Origin of the sequence: Kitasatospora herbaricolor (assembly GCF_030813695.1) — a bacterium.
GTDB classification, from domain to species: domain Bacteria; phylum Actinomycetota; class Actinomycetes; order Streptomycetales; family Streptomycetaceae; genus Kitasatospora; species Kitasatospora herbaricolor.
The window spans coordinates 6,381,459-6,396,468 of sequence record NZ_JAUSVA010000002.1 but is presented as its reverse complement, the minus strand read 5'-3'; the positions used below and the strand labels follow the sequence as shown (position 1 = coordinate 6,396,468).

The window sequence follows — 15,010 nt, the reverse complement described above, 5'->3', positions numbered from 1 at the left end:
CGCGAGGAGCGCCGGTCCCGCCTTCCGTACGATTATCGATCCGTGATGTCGCGTACGGTCATCGGAGTGTCGCCGCGGGTGGTCAGGCCTCGACGGCGTCGACGGCCAGCCGGGACACCAGGGCGGTGACCTGACGGGCGATGTCGGGGGCGGTCAGACCGATCTCGGCCAGGATCTCGGCCCGCGAGGCGTGGTCGAGGAACTCCTGCGGGATGCCGAAGTCGCGCAGCGGCAGGTCCACGTCCGCGTCCCGCAGGGCCTGGGCGATCGCCGAACCCACGCCGCCGGCCCGGCCGTTGTCCTCGACCGTGACGACGACCCGGTGCTCGGCCGCGAGGCCCGGCAGGGCGGCGTCGACGGGCTTGACCCAGCGCGGGTCCACCACGGTGCTGGTGATGCCCTGGGCGTCCAGCAGGCCGGCCAGCTCCAGGCAGAGCGGGGCCAGCGCGCCCACCGAGACGATGAGCACATCGGCGCGGCGCTCGCCTGCCGGCTCGCCGCTCTCGCGGAGCACGTCCATGCCGCCGACCTTGCCCACGGCGGGCACGGCGGGGCCGACGCTGCCCTTGGAGTAGCGGACCACGGTCGGGGCGTCGGTGACCTCGACGGCCTCCCGCAGCTGCGCGCGGACCTGGTCGGCGTCGCGCGGGGCGGCCAGGCGCAGGCCGGGGACGACCTGCAGGATGGACATGTCCCACATGCCGTTGTGCGAGGCGCCGTCGGTGCCGGTGACACCCGCGCGGTCCAGCACGAAGGTGACCCCGAGCCTGTGCAGCGCGACGTCCATCAGCACCTGGTCGAAGGCCCGGTTGAGGAAGGTCGCGTAGACCGCGACGACCGGGTGCAGGCCGTTGCTGGCCAGCCCCGCCGCCGAGACGGCCGCGTGCTGCTCGGCGATGCCCACGTCGAAGATCCGGTCCGGGTAGGCCTTGGCGAACGGCGCCAGGCCCACCGGGTGCAGCATCGCGGCGGTGATCGCCACGATGTCGTCCCGCTCGCGGCCGAGCGCGACCATCTCCTCGCCGAAGACGGACGTCCAGTCCTTGCCCGAGGACTTGATCGGCAGACCGGTCTCCGGGTGGATGACGCCGACCGCGTGGAAGCGGTCCTCCTCGTTCTGCTCGGCCGCGCGGTAGCCGCGGCCCTTCTCGGTGAGGCAGTGCACGATCACCGGGCCGCCGAAGCCGCGCGCCTTGGTCAGCGCGGACTCCAGGGCGGTGAGGTCGTGGCCGTCGATCGGGCCGATGTACTTCAGGCCGAGGTCCTCGAACATGCCCTGCGGGGCGATGAAGTCCTTGAGGCCCTTCTTGGCGCCGTGCAGGGTGCCGAAGAGCTGCTGGCCGACCACCGGGGTGCGCTGCAGCGCGTCCTTGCCCCAGGACAGGAAGCGCTCGTAGCCCTGGGTGGTGCGCAGGGTGGCGAGGTGGTTGGCCATCCCGCCGATCGTCGGGGAGTAGGAACGCTCGTTGTCGTTGACGACGATGACGACGGGCAGGTCGCGGGCGTCGGCGATGTTGTTGAGCGCCTCCCAGGCCATACCGCCGGTGAGCGCGCCGTCACCGATCACGGCGACCACCGGACGGTCCTTGTGGCCGAGGATCTTGTTGGCCTTGGCCAGGCCGTCGGCGTAGCCGAGGACGGTGGAGGCGTGCGAGTTCTCGATCACGTCGTGCTCGGACTCGGCCCGGGACGGGTAGCCGGACAGGCCGCCCTTCATCTTCAGCCGGGAGAAGTCCTGGCGGCCGGTGAGCAGCTTGTGCACGTAGCTCTGGTGGCCGGTGTCGAACAGGATGCGGTCGCGCGGCGAGTCGAACACCCGGTGCAGGGCGATCGTGAGCTCCACCACGCCGAGGTTGGGTCCGAGGTGGCCGCCCGTCTTGGAGACCTCTTCGACCAGGAAGCTGCGGATCTCCTCTGCCAGGGCGGACAGCTGTCCGGGCGTGAGCCGGTCGAGATCGCGCGGTCCCCGAATGCGGGTCAGCAGGGCCACCCGTTCCTCCTCGTACATTGTTTCGTCCGAACGGACTCGGACCTGTTCGGATCCGACGGGCTTGGCCGCCCATGCCGGCGCCGCGAACCGACGGTGTCGGTTCGTCCCGGCTGGTCGAGTCTAATGTCCGCCTGCCGGACGCCGAGCGGCGCGCCCGCCGTTGTCGTGTCCTGCGCCGTGTCCGACGCGGCCCGGCGGCACCGGACACGGTCGGCGACCGCACATGACAGGACGAGGCCCGGCACCCGATCGGTTCGGGTGCCGGGCCTCACAGTTGCTTCCGGGCGGGGCGTCAGCCTCGGCCGGAGGACTTCTGCGTCCGGCGGGACACGGAGTCCAGGACGACCGCGGCGAGCAGCACCGCGCCGGTGATCATGTACTGGATGGCCTGGTCGACGTGGACCAGGTCGAGGCCGGTGATGATCGACTGGATCACCAGGATGCCGAGCAGCGCCGACCAGGTCTTGCCCCGGCCGCCGAAGAGGCTGGTGCCGCCGATGACGGCCGCCGCGATGGAGTTCATCAGGACGTTGCCGCTGCCGAGCGCCTTGTCGGCCGAACCCTGCTGGGACATGATGAACAGCCCGCCGAGGGCGGCCATGCCGGCCGAGATCATGAAGACCGAGATCCGGACCCAGGCGACGTTGATGCCCGCGCGGCGGGCGGCCTCGATGCCACCGCCGACCGCGAAGATCTGCCGGCCGTAGGAGGTGCGGCGGAGCACGAAGTCGGTGACGATCACGATGCCGAGGAAGATCACCAGCGGCAGCGGCAGGCCACGGCTCTGGTTCAGCATGTACGCCGCGGCGATCGCGATCAGCGCCAGCACGCCGGTGCGCAGGCCGATCTCGCTCATCGGGCGGGCCGGCAGCCCGGCCGCGCTGCGGCGGCGGCTGTCGAGCACCTGGCCGGCCAGGAAGAGGGCTATGCCGGCGACGGCGAAGATCCAGGTGATGGCGATGTCGCCGTCACCGAGGAAGTAGTGGTCCAGGTCCGCGATGACGCCGTTGTTCACGACGTTGGCGGTGCCCTTGTCACCGAGCACCGACTGCTGCAGGCCGCTCCAGGCGAGCAGGCCCGCGAGGGTGACGACGAAGGCGGGGACGCCGATCTTGGCGAAGAAGAAGCCGTGCAGCGCGCCGATGGCGACACCGGCGGCCAGCGCGATCAGGATCGACAGCCACTCGTTGACGCCCTGGCGGGCCGACAGGACACCGGCGATGGCCGCCGAGACACCGGCCACCGAGCCGAGCGAGAGGTCGATCTCACCGAGCAGCAGCACGAACACGATGCCGACCGCGATCAGGCCGGGGCCCACGATCCACAGCGTGATGTTGGTGAGGTTGTCCGCGTTCAGGAAGTTGCCGGTCAGGCTCTGGAAGATCGCGGCGATCAGGATCAGGCCGAGGACGACCGGCACCGAGCCGAGCTCGCCGCTCTTGATCTTGCGCTTGAAGTCCGCGACGTAGCCGGCCAGGCCCTCCTCGCGGACCAGCAGGCGCGGGTCCAGTGCGGGGGCGGCGGTGGGCACGGGCTCCTGGGCCGGTGCTTCCTTCACGGCGGAGGCCTTGGTGGCCTCGGTGTTGTTGGTGCTCACTTCGCTACCTCCGCGATGCGTGCCTGACGCCGGGTCACGGCGTTCTCCGTGGCTCCGGTGATGGCGGAGATGATTTCTTCGTGGGTGGTGGAGGCGACGTCGAACGCACCGTTGTTGCGTCCGAGGCGCAGGACCGCCACGGTGTCGGCGACGGCCTTGACGTCCGCCATGTTGTGGCTGATCAGGATCACGCCGAGGCCGCGCTCGCGAAGCCGCTCGACCAGGTCGAGCACCTGGGCGGTCTGCTCGACGCCGAGGGCGGCGGTCGGCTCGTCCAGGATGACGATCTTCGGGTCACCGACCAGGGCGCGGGCGATGGCCACCACCTGGCGCTGACCGCCGGAGAGCGCGGCGATCGGGATCCGGACGCTGGGGATGCGGATCGACAGCGTGTCGAGCAGCTCCTTGGCGCGCTTCTCCATCGCGACCTCGTCCAGCGTGCCGAAGCGGCGCAGCTCACGGCCGAGGAAGAGGTTGCCGACGACGTCGAGGTTGTCGCACAGCGCGAGGTCCTGGTAGACCGTCGCGACGCCCAGGCCCTGGGCGTCCTGCGGGCGGTTGATGCGGACCTCGCGGCCCTCCCACTCGATCGACCCCTCGTCGATCGGGTGAACGCCTGCGATCGTCTTGACCAGCGTGGACTTGCCTGCGCCGTTGTCGCCGACCAGGGCGACGACCTCTCCGGCGTGGACCTCCAGGTGAACGTCGGTGAGCGCCTGAACGGCACCGAAGCGCTTGGAGACCCCGCGCAACGCCAGTACGGGTGCGCTTGTCAACTGAACCATCTCCTTCTTCCCGCCCGGCCTCTGTTGCACGAGGTGGGACGGCCGACGCGCGCCGACCCGGGCGCGAAGGGAGTAGTGCGAGAAATAAGGGGGTGCGCGGCGGGACGCACGCGCAGGGCCGCGACGACCCCTGGGGAGGGGCCGTCGCGGCGGTCTGACTACTTCAGGCCCGCGGTCGCGCAGGCGGCGGCGTAGTCGCCGGTGCAGATGTCGGCGACCTTGTACAGGCCGTCGGCGATGACCGTGCTCTGGACGTTGGCCTTGTTGACGACCTTCGGCTCCAGCAGCTTGGCCGGGATGCCCTTGTCGGTGTCGCTGTCGATGGTCGACGACGCGATCGACTTGACGTCCTTGCCCTGCAGCAGGTTGACGGCGAGCTCGCCGGCGCTGTCGGCGAGCGGCTTGTAGGCCTTGTAGATCGTGTAGGCCTGGTCACCGGAGACGATGCGCTGGATCGCGTCGATGCCCGCGTCCTGGCCACCGACCGGGACGTTGATGCCGGAGGACTTCAGCTGGGTGATGATCGCCGCGGCCATGCCGTCGTTGGCGGAGTAGACGGCCTGGAAGCCGTCCTTGCCCAGGCTGGTGATCGCGGTGCCGATCTTCTGGCCGGCGACGGTGGGCTTCCACTCGCCGGAGGCCTCGTAGACGACCTTCTTGACCTTGCCGTCGAGCACCTTGTGGGCGCCGGACTTGAAGAGCGCCGCGTTCGGGTCGGCCTCGTCACCGTTGATCATGACGATGTTGGCGTCCGCGGCCTTGGCGCCGAGGGCCTCGACCAGGGCCTGGCCCTGGAGCTCGCCGACCTTCTGGTTGTCGAAGGAGACGTAGGCGGCGACCGGGCCGGTGGCCAGGCGGTCGTACGCGACGACCTTGACGCCCTTGTCGGCGGCTTCCTTCACCCAGGACTGGGTCGACTTGGCGTCGAACGCGTCCAGGATGATGACCTTGACGCCCTCGGCGATCAGGGTGTCGAACTGCTGCTTCTGCTTCGAGGCAGAGCCCTCGGCGTTGCTGTACTTGACCTTGCAGTCGGGGCAGAGGGCCGCGACCTTGGCCTCGATGAACGGCTTGTCGAAGGACTCGTAACGCGTGGACGACGCGTTCTCGGGGAGCAGCAGGCCGATGGACTTGGTGTCGCCGGCCTTGTCGGAGCTCTTCTTGTCGTCGCCGGCCTTGCCGCAGGCTGCCATGGACAGAGCCATCGAGACGGCGGCGGTGGCGATGACAGCGCGACGCATCATTGCGTTCATGGTGGGGGTTGCCTCCCTGACATTGCCGCAACGCTGCGGCGAGGTGGGAGGGAGTCAACCCGCACCCGGCACATGCCGTCAATAAGTAAATCCAACCTCCGGCGGATCCAAACCCTTTCGTTATCTTCCTGAACGCTTACCCGATACCAAACGGGGTAGCTCCAAGTCAGGAACGCGCGCCCACAGCGTGCCCGGTACGCCCCAGAGCGCCCGATTCGCCCATCTCGCTCATCACCAGGGCAAGCGCTCCCAGAACCTCCGCACGACCACCCAGCGTGCCCGGAACCACCGACAACTGGCGGGCCGCGCTGGGGATCGCATAGCGGGCCACGGAGTCCCGGATAGGGGAAAGCACCAGTTCACCGGCCTCGGCGAGGTCACCACCGAGGATGATCCGCCGGGGGTTCAACAGGTTGCAGAGCGTAGCCACGCCACTGCCGATCTGTCGGCCGGCGTCCGCGATCACCCGACGGCAACCCAGATCGCCCTGCTGGGCGAGCTGCACGACCTTCGACAACGTGAGGTCGCCGCCCAGGTTGGCGTTCAAGAGATTGAGCAGGTAGCGGGAACCGACGAAAGTCTCCAGGCAGCCGCGGTTGCCGCAGCGGCAGACCGGCCCGGCCTCGTCCAGGGTGATGTGCCCGATCTCGCCCGCCGTACCGCCCGGACCTCGGTAGATCTGCCCGTTGATGACCAGGCCGGCGCCCACGCCGCTGGCCACCTTGATGTACGCCAGGTCGCTCAGCCCCCGCCCGGCGCCCCAGACCAGCTCGCCGAGCGCGCCGAGGTTGGCGTCGTTGTCCACGTGCACGGGCATGCCCAGCCGGGTCGCCAGCTCGCGGCCGGGCGCGATGCCCGTCCAGCCGGGCAGGATCGCGGTGGAGCCCAGCGCGCCGGTCTCCACGTCGATCGGGCCGGGCACGCCCAGGCCCACGCCGATCACCTTGTCCGGGTTGAACCCGGCCTGCTGGAGCAGCCGGTCGACCAGTGCCTCGGCCCGGTCGAAGCCCTGCTGCGCCGAGACGTCCACGTCGATCGGCTCGCTCTCCTCGGCCAGCACCCGGTGCGCCAGGTTGCCGACGGCGACCCGCAGGTGGGTGTGGCCGAAGTCGATGCCGACCACGATGCCCGCGTCACCGCTGAGCGAGACGCTGCGGGCCCGGCGGCCGCCGGAGGAGGTGTCGGCGACCACGACGGTGCCGCTCTCCTTGAGCTCCCGGACGATGTTCGACACCGTGGCCGCCGAGAGTCCGGTACTGCGCGCGATCTCCGCCTGTGTCAGCGAGCCGGCCATCCTGACCGCTCGCAGCACTCGTTCGAGATTCGCCCGGTGCAGTGAGGACTGCGATCCCGGTGTGTCCGTCGACATGATTCACCCTCCCAAGGGCGCGGGGACCTGACGTCCCCGCCCTTGCCGCGCCGTTGCGGCGGAGTCCGTTGTGTCAGTGGCCGGGTCACCGGAAGATGTGGATCCCTCAACCAACTGTTCACTTTCAACTTCTGAACTCTAAGCTCAGCCAACCCCGGAACGTCGCGTCAAGGCCGAACAAACATCGTTGCGAAACCTCTGCCGAGCTCCGGTTCACCCGGGAACGGTGCCCCCGACGGCCCACCTGCGGCCACCGGAAAACCCGTCCCCCTTACGATGGTCCCCAATCTCACCCGCCCCAGCAGCCTCGGGCCCACCAGGCGCGGGGGCGGGACGCTGAGAGGGTCCGCCGGTGGGGGGTCGGGAGCAGGAGCGGAGTCCGGACGCCGCGACGCCGGCCCGCGGCCGGCGGACCCTCCTACGACACGACGGGGCATCAGATGGCAGGGGACCACCCGAATCCGGGTACAGGCGACACCTCAGGCGGTCCGCCGCAGCAGCGGGGTGTGTCCTTCGGCCGCAGGCCGGAGGCCGACCCGGCCGCGCTGGCCGACCAGATGACACAACTCGGCGGCGCACCCGTCACCACACCGGCCGGGCCCCCCGCCACGGCCGCCCCGGCCCACGGCGGCGACTACGCCTACCAGCCGACCGCCGCGGCCTTCCCCGCCCAGAACGCCCCGCAGCAGCCCCAGGTTCCGCAGCCGGCCCCCGGCGGCCCGGTCGGGCCCTTCGACCCGTACGCGGGAACCCCGGCGCAGCCCTTCCAGGCGCAGCAGACCCCGCCGCCCACCGCCGGCGGCTACGGCTACCCGCCGCAGGCACCCGCGCCCGCGTTCCCCCAGCAGCCCGGCTACGGCTACCCAGGCCCGGCGGTCCCCGCCCCGCGCAAGCGCAACCCGGTGCTGGTGTACGGCGGCGCGGTCTGCGCGCTGCTGGTGGTCGCCATCGTCATCGGCCTCTTCGTCCTGTTCGACGACAAGGACCCGAAGAGCCCCACCGGCGGCGGCCCGGCCGGCACCTACAACGTGGCCTGGGCGGCGCCCAGGACTCAGGGCTCGCACTCCGCCGGCCTGCTCGGCATCTGGGGCAGCGAGAAGCTGATCGTCCGCGGCGACGAGGGCGGCATCAAGGCGTACAGCAGCTCCGACGGCAAGGAGGCCTGGTCGCTCGCCCCGCCGGCCGGCACCAAGGAGTTCTGCTCGATGTCCTACGGCCACAACAGCAAGGGCGTGGCCGCCGTCGCCCTCAACACCGGTGACGGGGACTGCTCCACCCTCGGGGCGGTCGACATCACCACCGGCCAGCTGCTCTGGTCCAAGAAGATCGACGCCGAGCGGATCTACGCCCCCACCCTCAGCATCACCGACAAGGTCGTCGCGGTGGGCGCCGGCTCCGCCCTCGGCGGCTTCAGCGTCGCCGACGGCTCCCCCGTCTGGACGTACCAGCCCCGCGAGAAGAACTGCAGCACCTCGGGGGCCAAGGCGGCCGGAACCAGCGTCGTGCTGACCGACCGCTGCTACGGCAGCACCACCACGACCAAGGCCACCCTCCAGGTGCTCGACGCGGAGACCGGCAAGTCCGGCGCCCAGTTCGCGCTGGAGGGCACCAGCGAGCGGCTCGGCACGGTGCTCTCCGACAAGCCGCTGGTGCTGGCGATGTCCGGCGGCACCGGCGGCGACTACGTGGTGGGCTTCGACGCCGCCGGCAAGCCGATGGCCAAGGTCCCGACCAAGGAGGCCGGCAGCGACAGCCTGCGGTTCTCCGACTCCTCGGACGCCTTCACCCTCAACGTGGTCAGCGGCACGACGCTGTACGTCCAGGCCGGCAGCACCAGCAAGCCGTCGATCGAGGCCTACGACCTGACCGCCGGCAAGAAGCTCTGGGAGCAGAACGGCGGCAGCGAGCAGGGCCTGCGGCTGGTCTCCGGCACCGACAAGGACGGCGCGGTGCGGGCCGTCGTCGCCAACGGGTACAGCAAGCCCGGCAAGCTGGTGACGCTCGGCAAGGCCGACGGCGCCGTCACCGAGCTCGGCCCGGTCGCCAAGCCCAAGTCCGGCACGCTGATCTGGAGCATCACCGAGTTCGTCGTCACCGACAACGGCTCGCTGGTGGCCTTCCCGAAGACCAGCACCGGCGAACCCGTCATCAGGTTCACCAAGGGCTGAGCCCGTGGCCGCCGCGGGGCCGGGCCGGGCGGCGCCGCCCGGCCCCGCGGGGGCGGCCCCGCCCGGCCCCGGGTATTCCCCCGCTGCGGCCCTCCGGCCATGGGAGGATGCGGAGCATCCCTGCCTGACGAAGGAGTCCTGCGAGTGCCTGGCACAAACCTGACCCGTGAGGAGGCCCGCACCCGGGCCCAGCTCCTCCACGTGGACGCGTACGACATCGAGCTCGACCTGAGCTCGGCCCGCGAAGGCGGCACCTTCCGGTCCACCACCGTGGTCCGGTTCGGTGCCAGCACCCCCGGGGCGTCCAGCTTCATCGACCTGGTGGCGCCGAGCGTCAGCGAGATCGTGCTCAACGGCGAGAGCCTGCCGGTCGCCAACTTCGCCGACAGCCGGATCGCCCTGCCCGGCCTGCGCGCCGAGAACGAGCTGCGGGTGGTCGCCGACTGCGCCTACACCAACACCGGCGAGGGCCTGCACCGCTTCGTCGACCCGGTCGACGGCGAGACCTACCTCTACACCCAGTTCGAGGTCCCGGACGCCCGCCGCGTCTTCGCCTCCTTCGAACAGCCGGACCTCAAGGCCGCGTTCCGGTTCACCGTGACCGCCCCCACCGGCTGGGTCGTCGTCTCCAACTCCCCCACCCCGACCCCGGCCGGCGAAGGCCCCACCCAGGTGTGGGAGTTCGAGCCCACCGGCCGGATCTCCTCGTACATCACCGCGCTGATCGCCGGCCCGTACGTCGGCGTCTTCGACAGCTACGAGAACGGCGCCCAGAAGGTGCCGCTCGGCGTCTACTGCCGGCCGTCGCTGCGTGAGTTCCTGGACGCCGACGCCGTGTTCGCCGTCACCAAGCAGGGGTTCGACTACTTCCAGGAGAAGTTCGACTTCGCCTACCCCTTCGCCAAGTACGACCAGCTCTTCGTCCCGGAGTTCAACGCCGGCGCGATGGAGAACGCGGGCGCCGTGACGCTGCGCGACCAGTACGTGTTCCGGTCCAAGGTGACCGACGCCGCGTACGAGTCGCGGGCCGCGACCATCCTGCACGAGCTGGCCCACATGTGGTTCGGCGACCTGGTCACCATGGAGTGGTGGAACGACCTCTGGCTGAACGAGTCGTTCGCGACCTTCGCCGAGGCCGTCTGCCAGGCCGAGGCCCCCGGCTCCAAGTGGCCGCACTCCTGGACCACCTTCGCCAACCAGATGAAGACCTGGGCCTACCGCCAGGACCAGCTCCCCTCCACCCACCCGATCATGGCCGAGATCAACGATCTCGAGGACGTCATGGTCAACTTCGACGGCATCACCTACGCCAAGGGCGCCTCGGTGCTCAAGCAGCTGGTGGCGTACGTCGGGCAGGACGCCTTCTTCAAGGGCGTCCAGGCCTACTTCAAGCGCCACGCCTGGGGCAACACCCGCCTCAGCGACCTGCTCGGCGCCCTGGAGGAGACCAGCGGCCGCGACCTCGGCGCCTGGTCCAAGGCCTGGCTGGAGACGGCCGGCATCAACATCCTGCGCCCCGAGCTGACGCTGGCCGCCGACGGCACCATCGAGTCGCTCGCGGTCCTGCAGGAGGCGCCCGCGCTGCCCGCCGGCGCCAAGGGCGAGGCCGTGCTGCGCCCGCACCGGATCGCCATCGGCGCCTACGAGCTGCAGGACGGCAAGCTCGTCCGCACCGAGCGGATCGAGCTGGACGTCGACGGGGCCCGTACCGCCGTGCCGCAGCTGACCGGCCGCCGCAAGCCCGCCGTGCTGCTGCTCAACGACGACGACCTGTCGTACGCCAAGGTCCGCCTGGACGAGGACTCGCTGGCCTTCGTCACCGAGCACCTCGGCGCCTTCGCCGACTCGCTGCCGCGCGCCCTGTGCTGGGCCTCCGCCTGGGACATGACCCGCGACGGCGAGCTGGCCGCCCGCGACTACCTGACGCTGGCCCTCTCCGGCCTGCCCCGGGAGTCCGACATCGGCGTCGTCCAGTCGGTGCACCGCCAGGTCCGCGCCGCGCTGGACGTCTACACCGACCCGGCCTGGCGCGAGCAGGGCCTCGGCCGCTGGGCCGCCGCCGCCGAGGAGCAGCTGCGCGCCGCCGAGCCCGGCAGCGACCACCAGCTGGCCTGGACCCGCGCGCTGGCCGCCGTCGCCCGCACTGACGGGCAGCTCGCGCTGCTCGCCGGCCTGCTGGACGGCTCGGTCGAGCTGAAGGGCCTGGCCGTCGACACCGAGCTGCGCTGGACGCTGCTCGGGCGGCTGGCCGCCGCCGGCCGCGCCGACGAGGCGGCCATCGAGGCCGAACTCGCCCGGGACCGCACGGCCGCCGGCGAGGAGCACGCCGCGACCTGCCGCGCCGCCCGGCCGACCGCCGCCGCCAAGGCGGAGGCCTGGGCCTCGGTCGTCGAGTCGGACAAGCTGACCAACTACATGCAGGACGCGGTCATCGCCGGCTTCGTCGACTCGGACCAGCGCGAGCTGCTCGCGCCCTACACCGCGAAGTACTTCGCGGCGGTCAAGGACGTCTGGGAGAGCCGCAGCCACGAGATCGCGCAGCAGATCGTGGTCGGGCTCTACCCCTCCGTCCAGGTCGAGCAGGCCACCCTGGACGCCACCGACGCCTGGCTGGCCTCGGCCGAGCCGGTGCCGGCCCTGCGCCGCCAGGTCGTGGAGGCCCGTGACGGCGTCGAGCGCGCCCTGCGGGCCCAGGCCGCCGACCGGGCGGCGGGCGCCCGGGAGCTGGGGCACTGAGGGTACTGAGGCACTGACGTACTGAGGTGTTCGAGACACCCGTGGGCGGGCCGGTGCCGGAGGTGATCCACCTCCGGCACCGGCCCGCTCCGGCGTTCCCGGCCCGGGCTCTGTCGATCCCGTAGGGATTTTCAAAGGAAACGCCCATCTTCCGGTGGCACGCTGGCTCGCCAAGGAGGCCAGCCCATGACCACTCCCGCCACCACCGCCCGCCGGGCCCACCGGACACCCCCTCGCCCGGCCCGCCGACCCCGGCTGCCCGCCGACACCCTCGCCGCCACCGTCCTCGCCCTCGTCGGGGCCGGCGCGGCCGCCGTGCTGGCGCTCTGGTGGCAGGACACCCGGTCGATCAGCGGCGCGGACCAGTGGCTGACCGGCGCCGGGCGGATCACCGGCCTGCTGGCCGGCTACACCGCGCCCGTCCTGATCCTGCTGACGGCCCGGCTCCCACCGCTGGAACGCGGCCTCGGCGCGGACCGCCTGACCCGCTGGCACGCCGCCGGCGGCCGCTACCTGGTCGGCCTGCTCACCGTCCACGTGCTCACGATCGTGTGGGGCTACGCGCTGACCGTGCACCGGAACGTGGCCGGCGAGGCCGTCGACGTCGTGCTGCACTACCCGGACATGCTGAAGGCGACCTTCGCCACCCTGCTGATGCTCGGCGTCGGCGCCGTCTCGGCCCGGGCCGCCCGCCGCCGGATCGGCTACGACACCTGGTACCACCTGCACCTGACGACCTACCTGGCGGTCGCCCTCGGCTTCGGCCACCAGCTCACCAACGGCGCCGACCTCGGCCCCGGGCCCGCCCGGGCCGGGTGGTACGCGCTGTACCTGGGCACCGCCGCCGCGGTGGGCTGGTACCGGCTGGCCGTCCCCGCCCTGCGCGACCGGCGGCACCGGCTGCGGGTCGCCGAGGTCCGGCCCGAGGCACCCGGGGTCGTCTCGGTCTTCGTCACCGGGCGGCGGCTGCCGGAGCTGCGGGCCGAGGCCGGCCAGTTCTTCCGGTTGCAGTTCCAGGCCCCCGGACTGCGCTGGACGGCCAACCCGTACTCACTGTCCGCGCCGCCGCACCCCGACTTCCTGCGCTTCACGGTCAAGGACCTCGGCCGGCACAGCGCCGCCGTGGCGGCCCTGAGGCCCGGTACCGCCGTCCGCGCCGAGGGACCGTACGGCGCCCTCACCGCCCGCCGGGTCCGGGACCGGGGCCGGCCCGTGCTGCTGCTGGCGGCCGGGGTGGGGATCACGCCGCTGCGGGCCCTGTTCGAGAGCCTGCCGGCGCCGCGCGGCGGGCTGACCCTGGTCTATCGGGCCAGCAGCGCGGCGGACGTGCTGTTCCGGGCGGAGCTGGCCACGGTCGCGGCCGCGCGGGGCGCCCGGGTGCACTACCTGCTCGGCCCGCGCGCGGAGGTCGGTGACACCGGCGCCGCGCTCGCCCGGCTGGTCCCGGGGCTGGCCCGGCAGGAGGTCTTCCTCTGCGGGCCGGACGCGCTGGCCGAGGCCACCGTCCGGTCGCTGCGGGCGGCCGGGGTGCCCCGCGGGCGCATCCACCACGAGTCGTTCAGCCTGTGAGGCCCGGCCTCGTCCGGTCCGTGAGGCCCGGCCTGGCAGGGCCGCGCAGCCGGCCGTCATCAGAAACCACCGTCCCCAGATCCTTTCGGGAGTCCCCGTGCGCAGAGCCGTCGTCGCCAGCAGCGCCACCGTGGCCGGCATAGTCCTGCTGCTCTCGCTCAAGCCGCACGAGGCGGCCACCGTCCCGGCCGCCGTCGGCACGGGCACCGGTACGGGAACGGGCGCCGGGACCGGCAGCGAGGCCGATGCCGCGAGCCCGTCCGCCGGGACGGGCGCCGCCGCCGGGACCGTGCGGACGGTCACCGGCACCGCCGCCGACACCCGGTTCGGCCCGGTCCAGGTCAAGGTCACCCTGGACGGCACGAAGATCACCAAGGTGGAGGCGATCCAGTACCCCACGCACGACCGGCGCGACCAGGAGATCAACAGCTACGCGGTGCCGCTGCTCAACCAGGAGGCCGTCGACGCGCAGAGCGCCGACATCGACGTCGTCTCCGGCGCCACCTTCACCAGCCAGGGCTACACCACCTCGCTGCAGAGCGCCCTCGACCGGGCGGCCGGCCGATGACCGCCTCGCCGAGTGCCCTCCCGGCCACGTCGTTCCGCGTCGTACGGCCCGCCGCCGGTCACGGCGCCCCGCTGCGGCACGCCGAGCACGTGATGGGCACCGTGTTCTCGTTCACCGTCCGCGACGCGGGGCAGGGCGCCCGGCGGGCCGGCGTGGAGGCCGCGCTGCGGCGGGCCGTGGACCGGCTGCACCGGATCGACCAGGTCTTCTCCCCCTACTGGCGGGACAGCCAGGTCAGCCGGCTGGCCAGGGCCGAGACCACCCTCGCCGACTGCGACCCGGAGGTCGCCGAGGTGCTCGACCGCTGCCGGGAGGTCGCCGACGAGACGGACGGCTGGTTCACCGCCCACCCCGGCGGGCGGCTGGATCCGAGCGGCTGGGTGAAGGGCTGGGCCGTGGAGGAGGCGGCCGGCCTGCTCCGCGCGGCGGGTGCGAGCGACCTCAGCGTCTCCGGCGGCGGCGACGTCCAGTGCGTCGGCGGCCCGTGGCGGGTCGGGATCGCCCACCCCACCAGGCCCGGCGCCCTCAGCGCGGTGGTGGCGGGCCACGACCTGGCGGTGGCCACCTCGGGCACCGCCGAGCGCGGCCCGCACATCCTGGACCCGCACAGCGGCCGGCCGGCCACCGGCCTGCTCTCGCTCACCCTGGTCGGCCGGGGCCTGGCCCGTACCGACGCCCGGGCCACGGCGGCCTTCGCGATGGGCCCCCGGCGCGGCCTGGCCTGGGCCGAGGCCCGCCCCGGCCTGGAGGCGCTGGCGGTCCTGCCGGACGGCCGCAAGCGCTGGACGAGCGGCTTCCCCGCCCTGGTGGCGTCGGGCGTCCCGCTCGGCCGGGCCTGACGGGACCGGCCCGGCCCCGTACGCGGTGGCCGGCCCGACAAGCGACCGCCGCGCGCGCCGGGCCCCGCCCGACACGCGACCGCCCCGCCGGCCACGGTGGGCGGGCGGGGCGGTCGTACGGCGTGATCCGGTGGGA

General features: G+C 72.2%; 10 protein-coding genes. 5 read left to right on the top strand and 5 right to left on the bottom strand.

Features of this window, described 5'->3' with window-relative positions; genetic code table 11:
• Nucleotides 1-82 precede the first annotated feature (82 nt).
• From dxs to J2S46_RS28090, 5 genes are all read right to left on the bottom strand, one after another.
• On the bottom strand, nucleotides 83-2,008 hold the full coding sequence (gene dxs / locus J2S46_RS28110) for a 1-deoxy-D-xylulose-5-phosphate synthase (protein ID WP_191289949.1): 1,926 nt from the start codon (nucleotides 2,006-2,008) through the stop codon (nucleotides 83-85).
• 274 nt (nucleotides 2,009-2,282) lie between these two features.
• Nucleotides 2,283-3,587 (bottom strand): sugar ABC transporter permease, encoded by a 1,305-nt coding sequence (locus J2S46_RS28105; protein WP_370882253.1) that lies wholly within the window; start codon nucleotides 3,585-3,587, stop codon nucleotides 2,283-2,285.
• Complete coding sequence (locus J2S46_RS28100; RefSeq protein WP_191289950.1) at nucleotides 3,584-4,372, bottom strand: ATP-binding cassette domain-containing protein; 789 nt, start codon at nucleotides 4,370-4,372, stop codon at nucleotides 3,584-3,586. Before J2S46_RS28100 ends, J2S46_RS28105 begins: the two co-directional genes overlap by 4 nt.
• 158 nt (nucleotides 4,373-4,530) lie before the next feature.
• Entirely contained in the window at nucleotides 4,531-5,625 is a 1,095-nt protein-coding gene (locus J2S46_RS28095) for a sugar ABC transporter substrate-binding protein (protein WP_191292523.1), read from the bottom strand.
• 166 nt (nucleotides 5,626-5,791) lie between these two features.
• Nucleotides 5,792-6,994: an ROK family transcriptional regulator gene (locus tag J2S46_RS28090; protein WP_073928931.1), complete on the bottom strand. Its 1,203-nt coding sequence runs from the start codon at nucleotides 6,992-6,994 to the stop codon at nucleotides 5,792-5,794.
• Nucleotides 6,995-7,500: 506 nt separating this feature from the next.
• Here J2S46_RS28090 and J2S46_RS28085 point away from each other — a divergent pair.
• The 5 genes from J2S46_RS28085 (at nucleotide 7,501) to J2S46_RS28065 (ending at nucleotide 14,874) form a co-directional block, all read left to right on the top strand.
• Nucleotides 7,501-9,162, top strand: coding sequence for an outer membrane protein assembly factor BamB family protein (locus J2S46_RS28085; protein ID WP_191292522.1), 1,662 nt, complete (start codon nucleotides 7,501-7,503; stop codon nucleotides 9,160-9,162).
• Between the two features lie 144 nt (nucleotides 9,163-9,306).
• The gene (pepN, locus tag J2S46_RS28080; RefSeq protein WP_191292521.1) at nucleotides 9,307-11,898 is read left to right on the top strand and encodes an aminopeptidase N; all 2,592 of its coding nucleotides are present in this window, start codon (nucleotides 9,307-9,309) and stop codon (nucleotides 11,896-11,898) included.
• Nucleotides 11,899-12,084: 186 nt separating this feature from the next.
• Entirely contained in the window at nucleotides 12,085-13,467 is a 1,383-nt protein-coding gene (locus tag J2S46_RS28075) for a ferredoxin reductase family protein (protein WP_191292520.1), read from the top strand.
• 97 nt (nucleotides 13,468-13,564) lie between these two features.
• The gene (locus J2S46_RS28070; RefSeq protein WP_191292519.1) at nucleotides 13,565-14,035 is read left to right on the top strand and encodes an FMN-binding protein; all 471 of its coding nucleotides are present in this window, start codon (nucleotides 13,565-13,567) and stop codon (nucleotides 14,033-14,035) included.
• Between the two features lie 92 nt (nucleotides 14,036-14,127).
• Nucleotides 14,128-14,874 carry an FAD:protein FMN transferase gene (locus J2S46_RS28065; RefSeq protein WP_191292531.1) on the top strand — a complete coding sequence of 249 codons (747 nt, stop codon included), beginning with the start codon at nucleotides 14,128-14,130 and terminating at the stop codon, nucleotides 14,872-14,874.
• The last annotated feature ends 136 nt before the right edge of the window (nucleotides 14,875-15,010 follow it).

What these genes read in the sequence shown, in the direction of transcription:
- J2S46_RS28075 (WP_191292520.1), top strand. Translation starts at nt 12,085, where the DNA reads ATGACCACTCCCGCCACCACCGCCCGCCGGGCCCACCGGACACCCCCT.
- J2S46_RS28065 (WP_191292531.1), top strand. Translation starts at nt 14,128, where the DNA reads ATGGGCACCGTGTTCTCGTTCACCGTCCGCGACGCGGGGCAGGGCGCC.
- J2S46_RS28095 (WP_191292523.1), bottom strand. Translation starts at nt 5,625, where the DNA reads ATGAACGCAATGATGCGTCGCGCTGTCATCGCCACCGCCGCCGTCTCG.
- dxs (WP_191289949.1), bottom strand. Translation starts at nt 2,008, where the DNA reads ATGTACGAGGAGGAACGGGTGGCCCTGCTGACCCGCATTCGGGGACCG.
- J2S46_RS28090 (WP_073928931.1), bottom strand. Translation starts at nt 6,994, where the DNA reads ATGTCGACGGACACACCGGGATCGCAGTCCTCACTGCACCGGGCGAAT.
- J2S46_RS28100 (WP_191289950.1), bottom strand. Translation starts at nt 4,372, where the DNA reads ATGGTTCAGTTGACAAGCGCACCCGTACTGGCGTTGCGCGGGGTCTCC.